Annotated in this window: 16 protein-coding genes, 2 tRNA genes and 3 pseudogenes; 11 read left to right on the plus strand and 10 right to left on the minus strand. The window is 69.8% G+C overall.

What is annotated here, in order from left to right; translation table 11 throughout:
• The first annotated feature begins 181 nt into the window (after nt 1-181).
• From GGD89_RS11695 to GGD89_RS11715, 5 genes are all read left to right on the plus strand, one after another.
• The gene (locus GGD89_RS11695) at nt 182-961 is read left to right on the plus strand and encodes a MotE family protein (protein ID WP_184045424.1); all 780 of its coding nucleotides are present in this window, start codon (nt 182-184) and stop codon (nt 959-961) included.
• Between the two features lie 204 nt (nt 962-1,165).
• Nucleotides 1,166-1,558 (plus strand): response regulator, encoded by a 393-nt coding sequence (locus GGD89_RS11700; protein ID WP_184045426.1) that lies wholly within the window; start codon nt 1,166-1,168, stop codon nt 1,556-1,558.
• A gap of 135 nt (nt 1,559-1,693) precedes the next feature.
• A complete protein-coding gene (locus GGD89_RS11705; protein WP_184045428.1) occupies nt 1,694-2,788 on the plus strand; it encodes a hypothetical protein in 1,095 nt (364 codons plus the stop codon).
• Between the two features lie 161 nt (nt 2,789-2,949).
• On the plus strand, nt 2,950-3,675 hold the full coding sequence (locus tag GGD89_RS11710; RefSeq protein WP_184045430.1) for an OmpA/MotB family protein: 726 nt from the start codon (nt 2,950-2,952) through the stop codon (nt 3,673-3,675).
• Entirely contained in the window at nt 3,672-7,226 is a 3,555-nt protein-coding gene (locus GGD89_RS11715) for a tetratricopeptide repeat protein (RefSeq protein ID WP_184045432.1), read from the plus strand. The genes GGD89_RS11710 and GGD89_RS11715 overlap by 4 nt, the downstream gene beginning before the upstream one ends.
• A gap of 1,086 nt (nt 7,227-8,312) precedes the next feature.
• On the opposite strand, the gene GGD89_RS11720 is transcribed toward GGD89_RS11715, so the two are convergent.
• From GGD89_RS11720 to GGD89_RS11730, 3 genes and pseudogenes are all read right to left on the minus strand, one after another.
• Nucleotides 8,313-9,530 (minus strand): hypothetical protein, encoded by a 1,218-nt coding sequence (locus tag GGD89_RS11720; RefSeq protein WP_184045434.1) that lies wholly within the window; start codon nt 9,528-9,530, stop codon nt 8,313-8,315.
• Nucleotides 9,531-9,671: 141 nt separating this feature from the next.
• Nucleotides 9,672-9,911: pseudogene (locus GGD89_RS11725) on the minus strand (ISAs1 family transposase); the annotation flags it as partial.
• Nucleotides 9,910-10,533, minus strand: a complete 624-nt coding sequence (locus tag GGD89_RS11730) for a gamma-glutamylcyclotransferase family protein (protein WP_425503038.1) — start codon at nt 10,531-10,533, stop codon at nt 9,910-9,912. The gene GGD89_RS11730 and the pseudogene GGD89_RS11725, both read right to left, overlap by 2 nt.
• Between GGD89_RS11730 and GGD89_RS11735 the strand changes: the two genes are divergently transcribed.
• From GGD89_RS11735 to GGD89_RS11750, 4 genes are all read left to right on the plus strand, one after another.
• The gene (locus GGD89_RS11735) at nt 10,521-11,057 is read left to right on the plus strand and encodes a DUF192 domain-containing protein (RefSeq protein WP_184045438.1); all 537 of its coding nucleotides are present in this window, start codon (nt 10,521-10,523) and stop codon (nt 11,055-11,057) included. The genes GGD89_RS11730 and GGD89_RS11735 overlap by 13 nt on opposite strands.
• 65 nt (nt 11,058-11,122) lie before the next feature.
• Entirely contained in the window at nt 11,123-11,695 is a 573-nt protein-coding gene (locus GGD89_RS11740; protein ID WP_184045440.1) for a sugar O-acetyltransferase, read from the plus strand.
• Between the two features lie 545 nt (nt 11,696-12,240).
• Complete coding sequence (locus tag GGD89_RS11745; RefSeq protein ID WP_184045442.1) at nt 12,241-13,173, plus strand: LysR family transcriptional regulator; 933 nt, start codon at nt 12,241-12,243, stop codon at nt 13,171-13,173.
• Nucleotides 13,174-13,347: 174 nt separating this feature from the next.
• Nucleotides 13,348-16,764 carry a PAS domain S-box protein gene (locus GGD89_RS11750; RefSeq protein ID WP_184045444.1) on the plus strand — a complete coding sequence of 1,139 codons (3,417 nt, stop codon included), beginning with the start codon at nt 13,348-13,350 and terminating at the stop codon, nt 16,762-16,764.
• A 58-nt stretch (nt 16,765-16,822) separates the two neighbouring features.
• On the opposite strand, the gene GGD89_RS11755 is transcribed toward GGD89_RS11750, so the two are convergent.
• Nucleotides 16,823-17,410, minus strand: a complete 588-nt coding sequence (locus GGD89_RS11755; protein WP_184045446.1) for a nucleoside 2-deoxyribosyltransferase — start codon at nt 17,408-17,410, stop codon at nt 16,823-16,825.
• 205 nt (nt 17,411-17,615) lie between these two features.
• Here GGD89_RS11755 and GGD89_RS11760 point away from each other — a divergent pair.
• Nucleotides 17,616-17,691: transfer RNA gene (locus GGD89_RS11760), tRNA-Thr, on the plus strand.
• A gap of 5 nt (nt 17,692-17,696) precedes the next feature.
• Here the strand turns inward: GGD89_RS11760 and GGD89_RS20110 are convergent.
• From GGD89_RS20110 to GGD89_RS11770, 5 genes and pseudogenes are all read right to left on the minus strand, one after another.
• Nucleotides 17,697-18,389, minus strand: a complete 693-nt coding sequence (locus tag GGD89_RS20110; protein ID WP_343058589.1) for a transposase — start codon at nt 18,387-18,389, stop codon at nt 17,697-17,699.
• Nucleotides 18,304-19,062: pseudogene (locus GGD89_RS20115) on the minus strand (IS110 family RNA-guided transposase); the annotation flags it as partial. The pseudogene GGD89_RS20115 and the gene GGD89_RS20110, both read right to left, overlap by 86 nt.
• A gap of 74 nt (nt 19,063-19,136) precedes the next feature.
• Nucleotides 19,137-19,341: pseudogene (locus GGD89_RS20640) on the minus strand (transposase); the annotation flags it as partial.
• A 27-nt stretch (nt 19,342-19,368) separates the two neighbouring features.
• The gene (locus GGD89_RS20645) at nt 19,369-19,521 is read right to left on the minus strand and encodes a DUF6538 domain-containing protein (protein WP_425503039.1); all 153 of its coding nucleotides are present in this window, start codon (nt 19,519-19,521) and stop codon (nt 19,369-19,371) included.
• A 133-nt stretch (nt 19,522-19,654) separates the two neighbouring features.
• Nucleotides 19,655-19,745: transfer RNA gene (locus tag GGD89_RS11770), tRNA-Ser, on the minus strand.
• Between the two features lie 188 nt (nt 19,746-19,933).
• Between GGD89_RS11770 and GGD89_RS11775 the strand changes: the two genes are divergently transcribed.
• On the plus strand, nt 19,934-20,239 hold the full coding sequence (locus GGD89_RS11775; protein WP_184045448.1) for a RuvC family protein: 306 nt from the start codon (nt 19,934-19,936) through the stop codon (nt 20,237-20,239).
• Nucleotides 20,240-20,290: 51 nt separating this feature from the next.
• Here the strand turns inward: GGD89_RS11775 and GGD89_RS11780 are convergent, their stop codons facing one another.
• On the minus strand, nt 20,291-21,082 hold the full coding sequence (locus tag GGD89_RS11780) for a trypsin-like serine protease (RefSeq protein WP_221238434.1): 792 nt from the start codon (nt 21,080-21,082) through the stop codon (nt 20,291-20,293).
• Between the last annotated feature and the right edge of the window lie 4 nt (nt 21,083-21,086).

Below are 21,086 nucleotides of genomic sequence, written 5' to 3' on the forward strand. Positions count from 1 at the left end.
GAGCGGTCGGGGACCGGCGGCCCACGAGGCACCGGCCAAGCGAAGCGGCCGACGCCGGCACGGGACCACGAGGGTCCCTGTCATCGGCCGTTGCCGCGCCGGCGACCGCCGGCAACATGATGCGCGCGCCCGGGGCGGTGGTCACCGCCGGGCGCGGTTCCCATTGGCGAGGTGAGGCAGAATGGCCCCGGCTACGCGCAAGACACACCGGTCCTCGCCGTCGTTGCCCCGGATCGGCATCCTGCATGCGGTGATCGGTATCGCGTTCTTCATGCTGTCGATCCGGCTTGGGGCCTTGTACGAGGACATCAACGGGTGGTCGGGGCCGGTCTCGCTGGGGCAGTCCCAGGCCCTCGCGCGGGCCGAGACCACCAGCGGCGCAGGGGCCGAGACGCCCGAGAGGGCCCCTCCGGAGAGCGAGCCGGACGGAAGCGCCACGCCCGGCGCCTCGTCGACGCAGCCCGTGCGCGGCGCGCCGGACATGGCGGCCGAGGCGGCGGCCGGCCTGACGCCGCCGGGGTTCACCCAGTCGGAGATCAACCTGTTGCAGCGCCTGGCCGAGCGGCGCGAGGAGCTGGAGGCCCGCGAGCGCGAACTGGGAACGCGCGAGGCGCTGCTTCAGGCGGCCGAGCGGCGCATCGAAGCCCGGGTGGGCGAGCTGCGGGAGCTGGAGACGGTGATCGAGGGCCTGCTGGAAAAACACTCCGAGCAGGAGATGGAACAAATCAACCAACTGGTCAGGATTTATGCTAGCATGAAGCCAAAAGATGCGGCGCGCATCTTCAATGATCTGGACATGCCCATCCTTCTGACCGTGATCGAAAACATGAAGGAACGGAGTTCCGCCGCCATCCTCGCCGAGATGACGCCCGACCGCGCCAAGCAGGTCACGACCGAGCTTGCGCAGCGCCGCGCCTTGCCCGGGAGTTCGGGCATCGGGGATCAGGCCGGCCGGCCGTGATCGGGCACGGGCCGGGGCACCCGGCTTGGTGGAGCCGTGCTGGGGACCCGTGCTGGGGGCCGCGCGGAAAAACAGGGCCGGGCACAGGGCCAAGGAAAAAAAGGAGACTTGCGCCCTTGCGCTGGGTTCCTTTAAGTAGCCTTACAGAGGGGCGTTTGCGTATTCTATAGCCGTGCGACGCCGTGATCGCGATTGGGGAGACAGATGGCCGTTGATAAGGATATGCGCGTCCTGATCGTGGACGACTACAAGACCATGCTCAGGATCATCCGGAACCTGCTGCGCCAACTTGGCTTCAACAATATCGACGAAGCCACCGACGGCAGCCAGGCCCTGCAGATTCTGCGAACCGGGGAACACACCTATGGTCTGGTCATCTCGGACTGGAACATGGAGCCCATGACCGGCTTGCAGCTTTTGCGGGAGGTTCGGGCCGATGCCAAGCTGAAGGCCACGCCGTTCATCATGGTCACGGCGGAATCCAAGTCCGAGAACGTGATCGCCGCCAAGGAGGCCGGGGTCTCCAACTATATCGTCAAGCCCTTCAATGCCGAGACGCTGAAATCCAAGATGGTCAGCGTGCTGGGCGATTTCTGATCGCGCGCGGCACGCCCGGCCCCTCGGACCACCCCGGCACCCCGGCCAGCCCAAGAGGTGCTGCCTTGGTGCACGTCCTTGTGTTCGTGACCCCTCCTCCCCGCGCACCGGCCGCGCGCGGCTGGATGGCCTGACATGGCCTCGACCGCCGATCTGCCCCGCCGTCTGGCGCGCCTTCCGGTAACGCCCGGTTTTCCCGGCACGCGCTTCGCCGCCGGCATGTCCGGGGCCGCCGGCATGCCCGGGGCGGGCGGCGAGGCCCGGGGGGGCGGGATGGTCGGGCGGGCCTCCCTGACCCTGTTTCTGGCGCTCTATCTGCTGCTGCTGGCGTTTTTCATCATGCTCACGGCGTTGTCGAGCCTGGAACGGCAGCGTGCCGAAGCCGTCATGGACAGCCTGACCCTGACCTTCGCGCCGCGCCGTGCCCCCGCCGAGGCCCTGATGCCGCTCGACGATCTGGCCGGGGACCGCCGCGCCGCCGAGGCGTTCATCGCCCTGGTGACCGACTTGTTCCAGTCCGCGGTTCCGGCCGTACGCTTGCACCAGGTGGTGCCGGGGCACGCCGTGGAGGTCCGGATGCGCGCCGAGGCCCTGTTCGAACCCGGCGCGGATACCCTGCGTCCGTCACGACAGTCCTTGCTGGACAGCGTGGTCGCCGCCCTGGCCGGGGCACCGCGCGGCCTGCGGTTCGAGATGGCCGTGATCGCCGAGGTGGTCGAGGCCCGGGACGCCAACGACGTGGCCGTGCTGCCCGCCGACGGGACCCATCTGGCCGTGCGACGCGCCGGCACCTTCGGCCGCTTCATGAACGACCGGGGCGCCGCGCGGGGCAGCGTTCTCGTCGGTCTCGCGCCAGGAGATCCCGACTGGATACGTCTAGTGTTTCGGAGCGTGGACGTGACGCGCTGGGATCCGGACTTTTCGGCGGTGCCGGCCGACGCGGTGGCCATCGACGCCCCCGTCGGCGCCGGTGACGACGAGACGCCGGCGCCCGCGCCGGCGGCCCGTTTCCCGGGTGCCCAAGACGAGGACGCCGATGCTATGATGTCGCCCGCTGGCGATGCCGCGCGTGGGACACCGACGATCGTGCCGTTCGGGGGACCGGACGCGGGATCGTCACCGGACTCCCGGCCGGCTTGGGCGCCGGCGGGAGGCGTTGATGGGGGGGGCGAGGATTCGGGGGCCCCAAACGAGAACAACGGGACCGTCAGGGAGCGGACGGCGCGATGACTGGCGCATATGGCGCATACCCCGATCGCAGTGGATCCGGATGGCCCAGACCGGGCGGTAGTGGTCCCCGCGACCCCCGGCTGGGGTCCCGTGGCGCGCCGCGTTCCGGACCCCGCCAACTCACCCCGACGTACCCCGCGCGGGCGCCCGTGGCGGCCGGCATGACCGGGGGCCGCACGGATCTGGCCTGGATGGTGACCTTCAGCGACCTCGTGGTCCTGATGCTGGCATTCTTCGTGCTCATGTTCGCCATGTCCGCCTTCAAGGCCGAGGCGTTCGAGCGCCTGACCGCGTCCCTGACCGAGACCTTCCGTGGCGCGCCCGCCCTGCGGGGGCCCGACACCCCGGTCACCACGACGCGGGAGGAGCAGGGCGGTCATGACGCCCTGCGCGGCACGCGGCGGCCCCGCGCCCAGGACCTGGGGTACCTGGCCTCGGTCCTGACCGACACCTTCGCCCAGGATCCGCGCTTCGCCGGCACCCTGGTGCAGGGGCTTGACGATCGCCTGGTGATCCTGCTGCCGGCGGACCTTCTGTTCTCCGGCGGCAGCGCCGACATCGCGGCCGGGGCGCGCCCGGTGGTGGCCGACCTCGGCGCGACCCTGTCCAATCTGCGCAACCGGATTGCCGTGGCCGGGCACACCGACCGGCGTCCGGTGTCCCCGGACGGTCCCTTCCCCGGCAACTGGGAACTCTCGCTGGCCCGCGCGGCGGCGGTGGCCAACGGCCTGCGCCGCGCCGGCTACAGCCGCCCGCTGGAGGTCTGGGGGCATGCGGCGACCCGCTTCGGCGCCCTGGCCCAGGTGCCGGACGCCGAGCGCGCGCGGCTCGCCCGCCGGGTGGACATCATCGTTCTGCCCGACCGCGTGGAGGGACCGCCCGCATGATCCGGTCCCCCGCGTGTTCGCGTGCCCTGGCCGCGCTGCTGCTGGTGGCGGTGCTCCTGGTCGCCGGTCCGTCCACGGCGGGCGCCGCCACCGTTTCGGCCACCGCCGGCGACGGCATCGGCCGCATCGTCTTCGACTGGGAGGTGCCGGTCCGCTACACGGTGGAGATGCGCGGCCGCACCCTGGTGGCCCGCTTCGACGCGCCGGTGCCCTCGGGGTCGGCGCTGATCCCGCGCCGCCTGCCCGCCTATGTGGAGACCATCCGCCTGTCCGGGGACCGGCTCCAGGCCATCATGCCGCTCAAGGGCGACTTCGATCTCAGCGCCTACACCCGGGGCAGCGCGGTGGTCATCGAACTGCGCGGCGGACCGCCCCGCGCCGGCGTCCTGGACCCGCCAGCCCGCCCCGTCCGAGCGGCCGCGCCCGCCCGCGATCCCAGCCGCATCCGCGTGCGCACCGGCGCCCATGACGGCTTCCATCGGATCGTGTTCGACTGGACCCGTCCGGTGGGCCACGTCCTCGACCAGTCGGGCGACCAACTGACCCTGCGGTTCGATCGCCCCGTGCCGCTGGCGGTGGACCCCATTCGGGGGGACCTGCCCGAGACCCTGACCCAGGTCAGCCAGCGCGTCACCGCGGAGGGCAGCGAATTCGCGGTGCGCCTGCCCGAGGGGGCCGTTGCCCGCACCTTCGAGGCCGGCCCCAAGGTGGTGCTGGACATCACCGTGCCGGCCGATGCCGAGGCCCCGGAGCCCGAGCCGAGCGCGCCCGGACCGGAGGCGGTCGCCGACCCCGAACCTGAATCCGTGCCCGTGCTGGTGCCCGGGACCGGGCCCGCCACGCCGCCCCTGGCGGTGGCGCCGGCCGTCGAGCCCACGCCGGCGCCGTTCGGCGGGGACGTTCCGACCTTGGACCCGGATCCGGCGCTGGCGGCCGACGCGCGGTCATCCGAACCGGCGGACGAGGGACCCGCCCAGGCCGTGACCACGCCGCCGGCCGACGACGGGCTGACGGCCAGCGAGGCCGAAGCCATGCCGGACCCGCCCGACATCGCAGTGGGGCCGAGCCCGAGCCCCGGTGACGTCATCGGCTCGATCCTGGAGGGTGCCAACCCGGACGCGGTGACCGTTCCCGACCTGGGCGCCGGGATCGACGCGGAAACCGAGGCCGGCGCCCCACCCCGGACCGGCCCCCGGGTGGTCAGCCTCGGCTTTTCCTGGGATCGGCCCACGGCGGCGGCGGTGTTCCGCCGGGCCGGCTATCTCTGGGTGATGTTCGACCGCTTCCAGGAGGTCGACCTGTCGCTGTTGCGGCGCGCCGGGGCGGGGGTGGTGCGCTCGGTGGAGCAGGTGCGCATCGGTCCGAACTCCACCCTGGTGCGCATGGTCACCGCACCCGGCTACAATCCAAGCCTGCGTCGCGATGGCCTGCTGTGGGTCATCGATCTGATGAAACAGCCGTTGCGCCCGGAACGGCCCATCGAGATTCAGGCCCAGCCCCAGTCGCCGGTGGGCGCGCGCCTGCTGATCCCGGTGATCGAGGGGGGCGCGGTGATTCCCGTGATCGACCCCGAACTTGGCGATCAGTTCTTCGCCCTGCCGGTCATTCAGTTGGGCCAGGGCGTCTATCCGGAGCGGGGCTACCCCGACGCCACCCTGCCGGTCACCGCCCAGGGCGTGGTGGTGGTGCCGCACTCCGACCGCATCCGCCTGCTGTCCGGACGCAGTGGCGCCGAGATCTCGGCGGACGGGGGCCTGACGTTGTCTCCGGACAGCGCCCGGCTGCAAAGCCTCGCCTCCCTGAGCGACGGCGCGCCCACCGAGATCTTCAACATTCCCGGCTGGCGCCGCGACGACACCGACCAGACCTTCCATGAGACGTTGCAGGAGCTGCAACGCCAGGCGGCCACGGTCCCGGACAGCCAGCGCGCCAACGCCCGGCTTGATCTGGCGCGGTTCTACTTCGCCAATGGCTACGCGCCCGAGGCCCTGGGCGTGCTGCGGTCGCTGGGGGAAGATGCGCCGGAGATGATCAATACCCCGGCGTTTCGCGCGCTGCGCGGCGCCACCCACTTCCTGATGGGGCGCGACGGCGAGGCCGTGGACGACCTCGGCCACCCGAGCCTGGCCGACGTGGACGAGGCCGCCTTCTGGCGCGCCGCCGCGCAGAGCCGCCTGGGCTCACCCGGATTGCAGGCGGCCACCCTGGAGGCCACCGGCGGCGTGCTCGGCAACTATCCGCCGGACGTGCGTATTCCCCTGGCCCTGGTGGCGGCCAACGCGGCCATCGAGGCCGGCGATGACCTGGCCGCCAACACCTTCCTGGAAGCCGCCCGCGACGAGGCGTTCAACACCACCCACGACGAGGCCGCCCTTCAGTACCTGGAGGGCAAGCGGTTGGCGAGCACCGGGGCCTTCGAGCCGGCCATCGCCGCCTGGCGCGAGGCGGAAATGGGATTCTCGCGCCGCTATGCCGCGCTGGCCACGCGGGACCGGCTGGACATGGAATACCGCCTGAACCAGATCACCGCCGACGAGTTGATCAACGGGCTGGAACTGCTGCGCTTCGCATGGCGCGGCGGTGATTTCGAGTACGAGTTGCTCACCGACCTGGGCGACCTGTACATGGAGGAGAAGCGCTATGGCGATGCCTTGCGCACGCTGCGTCTGGCGGCGTCGTACTTCCAGGACCGGCCGGGAGCCGAGGCGATCACCCGCACCATGCGGGAGACCTTCGATACCCTGTTCCTGCGCGGCGCCGCCAACGACATGTCGCCGCTGACCGCCATCTCCCTGTTCGACGAGTTCCGCGAGTTGACGCCGACCGGAGACCGGGGCGACGAGATCTTCCGCCGCCTGGCCGATCGCCTCGTCTCCGTGGACCTGTTGCCGCAGGCCGCCGGGCTGCTGGAGCGCCAGATCCGGTACCGCCTGCGCGGGCTGGAACGCACCAAGGTCGGGGCCCGGCTGGCGCTGGTCTACCTGTTCAACCGGCAACCGTCGAGCGCCCTGGAGGCGTTGGACAAGACCCGTTATGCCCCCCTGCCGGAGCGGCTGGAGCGGCAGCGGCGCCACCTGCGCGCCCGGGCGCTGGCCGATACCAACGATCCGGTGGCCGCGTTGCGGCTGCTGGAGAACGATCCCAGCGAGGACGCCCGCGTGCTGCGCTCGGAAATCAACTGGCGCACCGAGAACTGGGCCGAGGCCGCCCGGGCGCTGGCCGAACTGGTGCCGCCGCCGCCCACGGGCGACGGGGGCGAGGGGGGCCAGGCTCTGGAGGAGAAGGACGCCTTCCGCCTGATCGACTGGGCGACGGCCCTGACCCTGGCCGGCGACGAAACCGGCGTGTCGCTGCTGCGCCGACGCTACATGAGCAGCTTGGAGGGCACGCCGTTCGAGGATGCCTTTGACCTCGTCACCGCCTCGCCGGAAGACGGCCTGATCGACATCGCCTCGGTGGGTGGCAAGATCCGCCAGGCGGAGCGCTTCCGCGACTACCTGACCGCCTACCGCGACAAGCTGCGCGAGGAGCGCCTGAGCGCCATCAACTGATGGGGGGTGAACGCGGGGGCGGAGGATGGCCCCACTCGACACCCCCGAGGCGTCCCGGCGCGGACGAACCGCGTTCTTCGCCGCACGTCGGATCGGGACGCCCGCGATCTGGCGAAACGCGGGGTCCGCGGGGTGGGGCCGGCCATGCTCACCGGTCTTGATCCTCACGCGTCGGCATCAAGACCATGCGCCGCGTCGCGGGCGCCCGCGCGTCGACCGGTCCTAACCCAGATCGAAGCGCCGGGCGCGATTGAACTCGGCGTCGGCGAGATGATCGGGCACCTCGTCGAGGATGTGGGCCCGCCACCAGGCCCGCAAACGATCCAGAAGCTTGTTCATGGGACTCTACCCTCTTCGTTTCTCGTTGGTCGATCGAGGCGCGGAGGCGGGCATGGCACGATCCCGTGGCGGCGACGCCGCCGGGCCGGCCGGTTTCCCGGTCCACGCCAGGGAGGGCGACGTGTTGGACTCCCTTTTTTTGTCCTCACGGTCATCGAAACGGACCGCCGGAGTCAGAACGCCCTGTCCTGATACCTTTTCTCATGACAGGCCCTGGGTTGACCGCAGACCACGCGTTGCATCCCGACTCGCGTGTCCCGTTCCCAGACTTGGCGGAGGGCGCACCAGGCGCCGGGCCCCGCGCGCGGTCCGTTCTCACGGTCCGCTCTTGTTGTTGTCTGCTCTCTCGGTCGGGCAGGTTGCCCGGAGTCCTCCGTCACCAGACGGAGCCGACGAATCGCATCTCTCTATCTCTCGTCCAGCCCGCATCTCTCGTCCAGCCCGCCCGGTCGTGGGTACGGCCGGCGTGACGTGGACCGACAAACGCCGATCGAGTCGCGGCCATTCTGGCCCCGGTCCCCTGGCCCGGGCTGTCCGCCACGGGCCGAGCACGGAGGGTGAGAGGGCCACACGCGTCCCAAAGCCATCCGTACCCCTAGAGTGTGCGGTGAGGTTTCCGAACAATCAACACGAACATCACTGCGGGTGTTCTGATTGTATCCCGAGGCTGTCGCGCTGGCTCAGCCGTGACATATGGGTGTCGTGACCGGGAGGGCCGGGGCGCGCCGCTTGCCCGGCGCGCGACCGTCAGGACAGTTCGCTTTCGCGGGCGACACGCTCCCGAAGGTCCCGCATGGCGGACAGGGCGTTCAATTCCTCGTCGATGACCGCCATGCTGGCCTTGAGGCGATCGCGCTCCGCCTGGGTGGACTTGCGGCGGGTCTCGCGCATCAGGCTGGCGAGCGCGAACAGTCGCCGCGCCACGCCCTCGGCGTCGTCGAGCGTCTCGCCGGCGCCCTTGATGCGCTGCACCAGGCTGGCGATATCGGCCGCCGTGGTGGCATGCCCGACGAGGATGGGACGCAGGTCCCGGTACTTGTCCGGATTGTCCTGAAGGTAGCGCCGGGTCTCGTTGAGGATGACCGAGACGTGAATCAGCGCCTCGGACACCGGGTGGTCGGGCCAGGTCAGGGCCACGCGGTCGATGGACCGGGCGTGGGCGCGGAAGGTGGCCAGTTCCTCGGCCAGCAACACCGGATCATACCCCGGGACCCGCAGCGTCTCGTCCGGGTCCTTGGCCTTGTCCCGGGTCCGACGCGACGACGACCCGCGCTCGGTCTGGTCCTCGGGCGCCTCGCGGGTGTTCGCGGCGCCGCCGTCCGCGCGCGCGTCCGGGCCATGACCGGCCGATCCGGCGTCCCGGGGAGAGGCCCCGTCGAAGGACGCGTCCCCCGAGCGCCGGCGCATCCATATGCGATCCCACCACGCCAGGCTGTCATCGGCGCGCGCCCGCGCGTCCTCCGCCGCCGCCTCGGCCTCGGCGGCCTTGGGATCGTCGAGATGGGCGAAGGGGGCGCCCTTGCGCCAGAACCACAGCCACTTGCGGGCCAACAGCAGGGATCCCAGGGCGGTCAGGTCCGCCACGGTCGAATCGGCCGCCGCCGCTCCCGTCGGCATGCCCCCGGTGGCCGTGCCCAGGGCCAGCATGACGGCCATCAGTCCCACATAGGTCAGGGCCGCGTTGGCCCGACCGGGATCGCGACCCCGCGTCATCCAGCGCGGCCGTGCCAGGGCGACCAGGGCGCCCAGCGCAAGAGTCAGGAGCCAGGCCCCGAAGAGGCCGACCGGAGCCGCCACGGCCAGGGCGATGACCACCAGACTGACCCCGGACAGGCCCTTCTGCACCCGGGGCATGAGCGGCCCCCGCGTGGGCTTGCCCCGGATGGGGCCGAAGACGCCCCGGAAGGCCGAGAGGCCGCCGACGAGGGCGGTCAGGCTGGTCAGCATGGTGATGACGTCAGGCACGGGCCGGTCCTCAGGTTGGCGCCGATGGGGTCGGCCCACGCGGACCGGGCGTGCCGACGGTCCCCGGAGACGATCCTCCGGGTGGATCCGGTGGCAGTGTCCAAAGGAAGCCGCGTGGGGTCAACGCCGTTCCGCCCAGGTCTATCGCATTTGGCCGATGATGGTTCTGGCGCAGTCGTTGGTCCATCCGCAGCGCTTGCGTTTGCGGCGGATGGAGATGTCGGGCCGTGAGCGCCGGAGGATGTTGAGGGCGCGTTTCCGCGGGACCGCGAGGTTTTCGGGGCCGTGATCCTTGCGGTCTCGCGCCCGGTCTTCGTCGAAGGTCATGTCGAGCACCCGGTGCAGGCCGTTCTCGATCGACCCGTGGGACCGGGCGGCCTTACCGGACGGTATCGGCCGCGCCGGCCACCGCCCGCCGCAACGGCGCGAGATCGAACCCCCAGTCCTGGAAACCGGCCACGACATGGTCCAGGTAGTCCTGTGTGGGAGGGCCGCGCCGGTCATCGACCTTGATGTAGGTCAGCACCGGCGCCGACACGCCCTCGGTGGCGGGCAGGGAGACCAGAGCACACCGATAGCGGCCCTCGCCCACCCCCTCGATCCGGTCCAGCGTGCGCCGGCAGGTCTCCGTGAGACGGTAGAGTGCCGCCCGCACATGGGCGTCGCGATCCGGGACGATGGTGGCCACCCGCTCGAAGCGCAAGGCCCACCCGGGCAGGGTCACGGGCCGCAACGGCCGCGCCGCCGGACAGCGCGCCGCCATGCGGGCGCGGCTGAGGTTCGATCCGTATGCCAGATAGAGCACCGGGCGCGTGTCCTTACGGGGGGGCCGTTGCTTGCCGGCGGCGTGTCCTGGCGGGAGCGGAGGCGCGGACTCGACGCGCCCCTTTGTCGTCCCATGCCTCGCCGAGTATAGTCGGGCGTCGTCACCGACGGAACGCCCCTGGGCCGACCGCCCCCCGTCGCCCCTCCGATCCTCTGGAACCCTCGATGCAGACCCCACCCCGGCCTCGCCCCTCGCCCGGCCCGATCCTTCCCCGCCGCGCCCTGTTGCGGACCGTGGGCCTGGGTGGCCTGGCGCCGCTGCTGGGCCTGACCCGGCCGGCCGCCGCCGCGCCGTCTCCGATCCCGTTCCCCACCAGCCGGGTGGCCGTGGTCACCCACGACGGGCGCCGCTACGTCTTCACGGTGGAGGTGGCCCGCACCCCGACACAGCGGGCGCGCGGCCTGATGTACCGCCGCCGCCTCGCCCCCGATCACGGCATGCTGTTCGATTTCGGCGGCATCGGCGCCCGCGCCATGTGGATGAAGAACACCTATGTGGCGCTGGACATCCTGTTCCTGGAGAACGACGGGCGCATCTGGTCCATCGCCGCCGAGACCACGCCGCTGTCGGAGGCCATTCTTCCCGCTCAGGGTCCCATCCGCGCCGCCCTGGAACTCAACGCCGGCACCTGCCGGCTTCTGGGGATCGAGGTCGGTGACGTGGTCGAACACCCGCTGTTCGGCCATCCGCCGGTGCCGTAGGGCCTGTTGTCATTCCCATTGTTTTCGTCATCGATCACGCCCCGACCGGAGAAAGACCCGCGGACATGAGCAGCCAGAAAGAGAACATGCTTGCCGGAGACCTGTACGACCCCGGCGACCCCGACCTGTGCGAGGAGCGATCCAGGGCCCAGCGCCTGATGCGCGCCTACAATCAGACGATCGTAGACGATGGCCCGGTGCGGACACCGTTGCTGAAGGCCATGCTGGGCGGTATCGGCGCGCACAGCGCCATTCGCGCCCCGATCTACATCGATTACGGATACAACATTTTCGTCGGCGACCATGTGTTCATGAACTATGGCTGCGTGGTCCTCGACGTCTGCCGGATCACGATCGGATCCGGCACGCAGATCGGCCCGGGCGTTCAGATCTACGCGGCCGATCATCCGCGCGATCCGAAGGATCGGGCCGCCGGCCTGGAGATGGGCAAACCGGTCACCATCGGCGCCAACGTCTGGATCGGGGGCCATGCCGTCCTGCTGCCCGGCGTCACGATCGGCGATGATGCCATCATCGGCGCCGGCAGCATCGTCACCCGGGACGTGCCGGCCGGCGTGACGGTCGCGGGCAACCCGGCGAAGCCGACGGGCGTCGGCGCCCCGCGCGCCGCCGGGTAATCCTGCGCCCGCCCGACGAGGCATGACGACGCCCTCATCGTCACGGCAGGCCGGACGGACCAACACGCGGATCGGCGGCCATGCGCCGCCGACCCGCGTTCTCACCGGGGATCATCGGGCCCGGGTTCGGCGGGGACCACCGTCCGCCACGGCCCCAAGACAGCACCCATACGTTACAGCACCCGTGTCGCGGGATCAGCCCCCCGGCGGACCCGGCCGGACCGGACCTCTGTCACCCCCGTGCCGGGGACCCTGGATCACCGGCGTCAACGGCGGCGAAACCAAGATCACGCGGGCACACACGCACCATCGCAAACACCCATGCCACTGTATTCGAGCGCCGTAAAACGGGCGCCTAAAAATCCGAACCCTTGCCTGGCACCTCAACTTAGACGATACTACAAATCAAATTGCCTTACCGGTCACTATATGGTTTTGTGTAACAAAATAATAATTTGTTACAGCCCGGAACCACCACCTATGACCCTCCGGGCAGTTCCCAAGGAGCGTCTCTCGTTCCCCCCCCTTTTCATGGAGACGGCTCGATGGTCGCGACCTTCGGGCAACTCAAGGCCTTCAACGCCGTGGCCCGGGCCGGCAGCCTCACGCGCGCCGCGCATCGCCTGGCGATCAGCCCGCCGGCCATCACCGCGCAGGTGCGCCGGCTGGAGGCCGACCACGACGTTGTGCTGTTCGAACACACCCCCGCCGGCCTCCAACTCACGGCGATCGGGCGGCGCCTGTTTCGCATCACCCAGAACCTGGACGACATGGAGGAAGCCGCCGCCATCCTGCTGGGCGGCGGCGACGATATCGTCCCCCCGGTGGTGCGGCTGTCCACCGCGTCGCCCCAGGTGTTCATGCCCATCGTCGCGGCGTTTCGGCGGACCTACCCGGACGTCGAGGTCGACCTGAAGGTGGGCGGCACCGGGGAAGCGGTTCGCCTGCTGCTGGACCGTGAGGTGGACATCGCCCTGACCCCCGTCGTTCGCGAGGACGACCGGCTGGAAAGCATGATCTTCCTGAACCACCGCCTGACGGCGCTGGTGCCGGCCGACCATCCCCTGTCCCGCCTGGAGTCCGCCACCCTCGCGCAGATCGTCGGCGAACCGCTGATCACCCGCGCCGGCCTGTCCACCACGCAAAAGGTGGTGGACCAGGCGTTCGCCATGCACGGCCTGCGCCAGCGCCCCGTGCTGCGCCTGGAAACCCGGGAAGCGGTCCACGAGGCGGTCGCCAACGGCATCGGCGTGTCCCTGGTGCTGGAACGGGACGTTCCTCCCGACGCCCGCTTCCGGACCCTTCCCCTGGTCGACGTGGACGTCGGCACCAGCGAGCGCGTGGTCTGGCTGCGCAGTCGCCGCGCCCTGGGTCCGGTCCGGGATTTCATCGCGGTCGCCGAGCGCGTGAGCGCGCGCCGGACCGCCGGCGCGGCCTCAACCCACGAACACGATGACCCGGCCCCGCCACTCGTGTAAGCTTATTTACCTGTGGCCTGACTCGCGATCGACCGCGACGGACATCGCCCCTCGGGAGCCTCGTGCGGAACCGGCGGCCCCGCTCGCGTCACCCGGCCCGCGCCCGCCCTTCCACCATGACGAGAGACACCGCGCGTCGCGCGTCCCGCCCATATCCAGCCCATGACCGGCACCATGACGACATCCCTTCGCGACAGACTTCTGGCCCGCACGCGGGATGTCCAACCAGACGCCCGGGGTCCTGACTCCGCCAACATCCTGGCCCGCCCCCTACGACAACGGGTGCTGCTGCCGTTGACGGTCGTGCTGGTGCTGTTGGCGATCGGGTTCGCCGCCGTCCTGGTGGCGGACCAGCGGGCGGCGCTCAACGACGCCAGCGTGCGGGTCCTTCAATCCGTGGTCGGCGACATCGACATGGCGCTGCGGGACCAGAGCGAGACCCTCTCCGGCCTGACGACCCTGATCGTGCGCAACCCGGACATGCGCGCCGCGCTGGCGGCCCGCGACCGCGACCGGCTGCTCGCCGACCATGCCCCGGTCTTCGCCGACCTGAAGGCCCGTCATGGCATCACCCACTTCTACTTCCACGGCCCCGACCGGGTGAACCTGGTGCGGGTCCACACGCCCGACCGCCACGGCGACCGCATCGACCGCTACACGACGCGCACCGCCGCCCATGCCGGACGGGAGGCCGCCGGTATCGAACTGGGGCCGCTGGGCACCTTCACGCTGCGGGTGGTCCGGCCCATCCACAACGACGGCGCCCTGATCGGCTACATCGAACTGGGCATGGAGATCGAGCACATCCTGGCCGATGTCCGCCAGCGCGCCGATGTCGAACTGGCGGTGCTGATCGAGAAGTCGTTCCTGGACCGGGCGGGCTGGGAAACCGGAATGGAGATGCTGAACCGGCCCGCCGACTGGGACCGGTTTCCCGGCCACGCGCTGGTCTATCTCACGCTGCCCGAGTTTCCCCGCGCCTGGGACGACCTCGTCCACCACGACCACGTCCTGGACCGCGCCGTGGTCGGCCGGGGCGTCCATGCCGATCGGGCCTGGCACCTGTTGTCGGCCCCGATCCATGACGCGTCCGGCACGGCGGTCGCTCACCTGTTCGTGATCCGCGACATCACCGCGCCCATGGCCGCCTTCCTGACGCGCCTGGCATGGGTGATCATGGCGACCGTCGGCCTGCTCGGCCTGCTTCTCATCGTCCTTTATGCCATCCTGCGCGCGGCGGACCGGGCCATCCGCGCCCAGCAGGCCGATCTGGCCAGCAGCGAGGAACGCCTGTCGCTGGCGACCCGGTCGGCCGGCATCGGCGTGTGGGACTGGGACGTGCGCACCGATAGCCTGGTGTGGGACGCGCGCATGTTCGCCCTCTACGGCATCAACCCGGACACGTTTGGCGGCACGCGCAGGGCCTGGGCGCGACGCCTGCATCCCGACGACCTGGACCGCGTGGAAGAAGAGATCCGCCAGACCCTGGAGGAGGGCCTGCCCTTCGACACCACGTTCCGCGCCCTCCTGCCCACCGGTGCGGTGCGTCACGTCCGCGCCTCGGCGCGCGTCATCCCCGGCGCCGACGGGACGCCGACACGTCTGATCGGCATCAACTACGATATCTCCGACCGTATCGAGGCGCAGCACAGCCGCGACGCCCTGGCAACCGTGGTCGAGAACGCCGACAACATCGTGGTGGTCAAGGACCTGGACCTGCGGGTGGTGGCCACCAACCAGGCCTTCGCGGACGCCAGCGGTCATGCCCGGGTCGAGGATCTGCTGGGCCGCACCGAGGCCGAAATCTTCAACGTCGATCCGGAGACGGAGCCGGTCCGCACCGCCATGGAGGACGACCGTCGCGCCCAGACCCTGCCCCGGGGCCAGGTGATCGAACGCGAGGGGCCGGTGGTGCATCCCGACGGCTCGGTGCGCCACGTCCTGTCCCGCAAGTATCCGATCTACGATCAGAACGACGGCCTGCTGGGGTCGGGCACCATTGCCGTGGACATCACCGAGCGCCAGCGCCTGGAAACCGAGTTGGCCACCTCCGAGCGGCGCTTCCGCGACATCGTCGGGACCATGTCCGACTGGGTCTGGGAAATGGATATCGACGGCCGCATCACCTACTGCTCGGGCAAGGCCCGGCTGATCCTCGGACACCCGCCAGAGGCGCTGATCGGCCGCCACTTCCGGGATTTCATGGCCGAAGAGAGCGTCCCCGCCTTCACCGAGGCCTTCGCGCGCGCGGTCGCGGAGACATCGCCCATCCGCGACCTGGAAACCTGGACACGCACCCACGACGGCGACCTGGTGTGTCTGGTCTCCAACTGCGTGCCCATTCTGGACGACGAGGGACACCTGCTGGGGTTCCGGGGCACCAACACCGACATCACCCGACGCAAGCGGATGGAGGACACCCTCAAGCTGCGCGACCGCGCGCTGGCGGCGGTGGTCAACGGCATCGTCATCACCAAGGCCGACGGCGACATGCCGGTGGTCTTCTGCAACCCGGCCTTCGAACGGATCACCGGCTTCACCATCGACGAGGCGATGGGACGAAACATGAGCTTCCTGCATCGCGGAGACGAGGACCAGCCGCCGCTGATCGAACTGCGCGCCCTGCTGAAGGGCGGCTTCGCGGACCGCGACAGTTTTCATGGATTGCTGCGCAACTATCGCAAGGACGGCGGCCTGTTCTGGAACCGCCTCAGCGTGGCCCCGGTGCGCGATCACGCGGGCCGCATCACCCATCTGGTGGGCGTGCAGGAGGATGTCTCCGAACACAAGGCGCGGGAGATCGAACTTCAGGAGGCCCGCGAGCAGGCCGACCGGGCCAATCGGGCGAAGTCGGAGTTCCTGGCCAAGATGAGCCATGAACTGCGCACACCGCTGAACGCCGTGATCGGCTTTTCCGACATCATGCAGCGTCAGCTGTTCGGTCCACTCGGCGCCAGCCAGTACCTCGAATACGTGGACTACATCCACGGCAGCGGCGAATACCTCCTGGCGCTCATCAACGACATCCTGGACATGTCCAAGATCGAGGCCGGCCGCATGACCCTCAACGAGGCGCGCGTCGTCCCGGCCGAGGTCGTCGCCGGCGTCCTGGACATCACCCTGCAAAGCGCCGAGCGTCGCGGCGTGTCGCTCGGCGCCGAGGGCCTCGACAAGGCCCCGGACCTGTGGGCGGACGAACGCGCCGTCAAGCAGATGCTGGTGAACCTGGTGTCCAACGCCATCAAGTTCACGCCGCGCGACGGCCGTGTCCGGATCACCGCCGAGCGCACGCCCGACGCGGGACTGGCCCTGGTGGTCGCCGACACCGGCGTGGGCATCGCCGAGACCGAACTGGAACGGGTCCTGGAACCCTTCCGGCAGGCCCAGGCCAACAAGCAGGCCGCCGAACAGGGAACCGGGCTGGGGCTGGCCCTGGTGCGCTCCATGATCGAACTGCACGGCGGCAGCATCGTGCTGGCCAGCCGGGAGCAGCAGGGCACGACGGTCACGCTCCGCTTCCCGGCCGCCCGGGTCCGGCCCCGCGCCTCGGCCGCGTCCGACTCCGACCGCCTGGAAAGCGTCGGCTCGTGACACTCAAGGCAGGGACGCGGCGCGGCGCCGCGCCGCGTGGCGGGCACCCTCCCCCGCCCTACCCCAGACGGGCGGCCAGCAGGCGGACCGCCTCGGTGAAGGCCGTCAAGTCGGTCCAGCGCGCTGCGAAAGGGGTCTGGCGGGTGATCACGGGCGCGCCCCGCGGCTCCGAAGCGGCGCAGCCGTCCACCATCAGGTTGTCGGCCAGGCCGAAGGACTCCACCGCCATGTCCTCCAGGTCCACGGGGGTCCCGTCCTCGCGCTTGGGCAGCCCGCCGCCAATGGCGATGGCCACCCGCTCCACGTAGGGCAGGGCCGTGTTGCTGTAGGCGACCACCGGCCGCCCCAGCCCGCGCATGTAGCCCATCTCCACGGCCGTGCCCACGTCGCCGCTCGGGCTCCGAAAGGGTGTGATGTTGGCGATCATGGCGTCGCAGCGGTCCAGGGCCGCGAAACAGTGCCGGGCGATGGCCAGTCCGCTGTCCGGAGTCGGCGGGGGCTCTCCGGGCGGCACGCCATCCAGGGGAAACACACCCTCCAGCCCGGACTCGGCGCACAGCGCCCGCTTGCGCTCGCCGATCGCGCGCGCGTCGACCCGGAACACCTCGGGTCCCGCCAGATAGATCCTAGGCTGTGGCCGTGTCATGGTTCGTCCGCCCATCCTCTCGACCCGCCCACACAGGGCCCGGCCCTGTCCGCTCGTCACCGGTCGTGTTGCAGCACAGCATAACCAAGCCGGGAGCCCCTCTCAATCGTCGCGACATCCCGCGCGCGCCCAAACGAACCGGCGACGGCACCCCGGAAACGCGGCTTGTCAAGCGCCGCGCCGCCCACTATGGTGCGGTCCTCGTGCCGCAGTAGCTCAGCTGGTAGAGCAACGCATTCGTAATGCGTGGGTCGGGGGTTCGAGTCCCTCCTGCGGCACCAGTTTCCTACGAAACATCCATCCCCTGAGGCGGCGCGGCTTCCGTGAGGGTGTACCCGAGTGACTTGGCGCGCCGCCGCAGGTTCGCCAGGACCCGGCGCCGATGCCGCTCTTCATAGTAGGACGCACCGGGATCTTCGTAGGTCATTCCATGGCGCAACGCGTTGTAGAAGAGGACGACGACCTTTCGTGCCGTGGCGGTGACCGCCTTGGCCTTAACGATCCGGGCCGCGAGGCGCCGATAGAAGGCGCCCAAGGCGGTCTGTGTTCCACCCAAGGCTGTAGCGGCAAGCCGGAGCAAGGCTGCGGCCCGATTGCTGGAGCGGCGGGTCCGCGACGACAGAACCTGTCCGCCTGAAATCTTGTTGCTGGGTGCCAAACAGAGCCAGGACGTGACGTGTTTTGCACTGGGCCAGGCAGAGAGGTCCGTCCCGCATTCCCCGACCAGCTTCAGGGCCAGACTCGGGCCAAGTCCGTGGATCTGGATCAGGTCCACGCCCAGGATCGCGTGAAGCGCTCCCCGGACATCGAACGCCGAAGCGTTCGGCTGCCGTGTGGCGGGGCGGCGGCAGGGTCCCCACCGGCTTGTTCGCCAAGGCCCGCAGCCTCTTGAGGACCGCATCGATACGCGCATCGCAAGCGGCGACCTTGTCCTGGTAGACGTCATACAGGTCCAGGGCTTGCGCCAGCGCGAAAACATGTTCCTCACGGTGGTTGCCGACCAGGGCCGCGCCGATTGTCTCCTCCGACGCGCGGCAGCGCCGGTCGCGGTATGAGGCCAGAACAGCGGGATCGCGTTCCCCGGCAACAATGGCCCGGATGATCCGCATGCCGGTGGCCCCGGTGATGTCGGTGACGACATGGTGGAGTTGGAGGTTCATCTGGGTCAGCGCCTTCTGCATGTGCTGAACATGCGCGGCGGCATAGTCGAGAAGCCGTTCCCGATGACGCAGAAAGGCCCGCAGGGCGGCGAGGTCACCCGTCGGCCGGAAGCTTCCGCGCACCAAGCCGTATTCGTGTAGGCGGCGCAGCCACTGGGCGTCGCTGACGTCCGTTTTGCGGCCGGGGACATGCTTGGCATCGCGGGCGTTCACCAGAACGACCTCGAACCCCTGCTGTTCAAGGATCTCGTAAACGGGGATCCAGGAGACGCCGGTGGACTCCATCGCCACCGTCTTGACACCGCATCGGGCGAACCAGCCGGCAAGACGGTGAAGGTCTCCGGTGAACGTCGCGAACGCCCGCACCGGGTCTGGATCCCGGTCGGGAGGCACGGCCGCCATATGCATGGTGGCTCCGATGTCGATGGCCCCTGCATCCGGGTGGATCGGGGCCAGAGCCCGGGTCTTGCGCGCCGTCTTGCCGCGTGCCATGGCATGTCCTCCGTCTCTTTCAGAGCAGAGAGGGGCTGGGCCACGCGAAAGAAACCATTTTTCTAATCGGGATCACCGCCTGCCCGGGGGAGGGGCGCGGTGTCCCCCCTGGCCCTCCGAACCGTCGGCGTCAGGTTCCTCAGCATGGAGGGCTGGATGCCCAGTTCGGCCGCCATCTGCCCCCCATGAGGGCATGTGGGGCCGGCCGCTGCTCTCCAATAGCGCCACTGATTCCTGCTTGAACTCGTCCGTGAAGGATCGTCGTGTCTTGCTCGTCATTGTCCACCTCTCCGCTCCCGAGGGAGCTTAACGGAGGTGTTCACCGTTTTGGAGCAGGGTCACCGCCTCTGAATCGGTATGAAGACTAATCCAGACCGTCTTGCGCGGTTCCACCGTCTCGTATCGACGGGGCACTCTTCGCCGCAAGTGATAAGTCTTGCCCCTCAGGAGAATGCTCACCGCGCCTCTCCTTGTGCTGCAGTCTGTGCAGCAAAAGGTGTAGCACAGCCGACGGACTGAGGTAAGAAATCAGCGAGGAGCCGAAAGAGTTCTTTATAAAACAAGCGGTTATCGGCTTACAACAACAATAAATTGGCGGAGGGAGAGGGATTCGAACCCTCGATACCGGATTAGGGTATACACACTTTCCAGGCGTGCGCCTTCGACCGCTCGGCCATCCCTCCACATCGCCCGGGGCTTCCCCGGAAGGCGCGGACCTTACCCGAGGCCGTGCGCCGATGCAACCCGAAAGGCATACAGACTCGGCGCTCCCTATGGCGGAAGTTTTGAAATAAAGCCTTGCGATCCTGGCCGTTTAAGAGCAGATTTTGAGTCTCGAAGTTGAGTTTCCTGGGCAGGAGCCTTGGATTCCATGATGTTTTTAAGACTGTTTGGCTGGCTGCTCATGGGCATGGCGTTCATCGCCGCGTCCGCCGAGGCGGTCCTCGCTCTCAACACCGGAACGCAAAGCGGTCTGGTCGCCGGAGAGGTCTGGACCCTGTTGTCGGGTCAGCCGCTGCATGCCTTCACGGCCGATGCCGGAACACCCTGGGTCAGCATCCTCGTCCGGATGGTGATGGACTTGCCTGCGTGGCTGGCCGTCGGCCTCGTCGGCCTGAGCCTGCTGGTGGTCGGCCGCCTGGGGCGCCCCCGGCCCCGCTCTCGCGCCTTCGGCTGACCGCATCCCCGATCCGCGCCGACGATCGTCTGATGGCCTGATGGTCTCTCCCTAATCGATCGGCGCGGCACCGTCGAGGGTCGCCATGAAGTCCCGAATCACCGGCGCGGGCACCATCACCCCGCGCGGCGACGGCCCGTCTTCCGCGTAGCCGATGGACATACCGGCCACGCGCGCCCGCTCCACACCCGCGGGCGCACCGTCCCGCGGCGGGACAAGGCCCCACACGATGGGACCGCCGGACGATCCCTTCGCCCCGGCGCAGGTATGGCGCCACAGCGGCGCGTTCGCCACCCCCAACACCATGCACCGCTCCCGCACCGACAGCCGGCGCGGCCGATCCTCGCCATAGCCGGCCATCACCGCCCACCCATGCAGGCCGCGCCCCTTGGGCGGCGTCCCCTCGGGAAGCATCGGCAGCGGTCGCACGTCGAGCGGGTCGACAAGGCGCAGCAGGGCATAGTCGCCCGCCGGCGGCGCCACGCCGTCGGGGCGCAGGATGGCGGCCACGCGGCCGAGCGCCGCCTGGGACCCCGCCCGATAGCCGGCGGCGAAGGTCACGCTATCGGGTGGCAGGTCCCCCAGCGTCTCGTTGGACACGCAGTGCGCGGCCGTCAGCACCAGGTCGGGGGCGATCAGGGTGCCGGTGCAATGACCGCCGGTGTTGCGCAGGACCCGGCCGATGGCCACCCAGGGCCAGGACACGGCCTGCCCTCGCCCGGTCGCCGCCGCCTCCGGGGCGCCCCGGGCCACGGCGTCATCCTCCGGGCCGGACAGCAGGCCGCCGACCAGGGCGACCCCCCCGGCCCCGGCCAGCGCCAGCAGCCCCACCAGCCCGGCCACGAGG

The organism is Roseospira visakhapatnamensis (genome assembly GCF_014197915.1).
GTDB lineage: Bacteria > Pseudomonadota > Alphaproteobacteria > Rhodospirillales > Rhodospirillaceae > Rhodospira > Rhodospira visakhapatnamensis.

Coding starts and splice junctions, on each gene's coding strand:
- GGD89_RS11695 (WP_184045424.1), top strand. CDS start 182: ATGGCCCCGGCTACGCGCAAGACACACCGGTCCTCGCCGTCGTTGCCC.
- GGD89_RS11700 (WP_184045426.1), top strand. CDS start 1,166: ATGGCCGTTGATAAGGATATGCGCGTCCTGATCGTGGACGACTACAAG.
- GGD89_RS11705 (WP_184045428.1), top strand. CDS start 1,694: ATGGCCTCGACCGCCGATCTGCCCCGCCGTCTGGCGCGCCTTCCGGTA.
- GGD89_RS11710 (WP_184045430.1), top strand. CDS start 2,950: ATGACCGGGGGCCGCACGGATCTGGCCTGGATGGTGACCTTCAGCGAC.
- GGD89_RS11715 (WP_184045432.1), top strand. CDS start 3,672: ATGATCCGGTCCCCCGCGTGTTCGCGTGCCCTGGCCGCGCTGCTGCTG.
- GGD89_RS11735 (WP_184045438.1), top strand. CDS start 10,521: ATGCAGACCCCACCCCGGCCTCGCCCCTCGCCCGGCCCGATCCTTCCC.
- GGD89_RS11740 (WP_184045440.1), top strand. CDS start 11,123: ATGAGCAGCCAGAAAGAGAACATGCTTGCCGGAGACCTGTACGACCCC.
- GGD89_RS11745 (WP_184045442.1), top strand. CDS start 12,241: ATGGTCGCGACCTTCGGGCAACTCAAGGCCTTCAACGCCGTGGCCCGG.
- GGD89_RS11750 (WP_184045444.1), top strand. CDS start 13,348: ATGACGACATCCCTTCGCGACAGACTTCTGGCCCGCACGCGGGATGTC.
- GGD89_RS11755 (WP_184045446.1), bottom strand. CDS start 17,410: ATGACACGGCCACAGCCTAGGATCTATCTGGCGGGACCCGAGGTGTTC.
- GGD89_RS20110 (WP_343058589.1), bottom strand. CDS start 18,389: ATGTTTTCGCGCTGGCGCAAGCCCTGGACCTGTATGACGTCTACCAGG.
- GGD89_RS11775 (WP_184045448.1), top strand. CDS start 19,934: ATGATGTTTTTAAGACTGTTTGGCTGGCTGCTCATGGGCATGGCGTTC.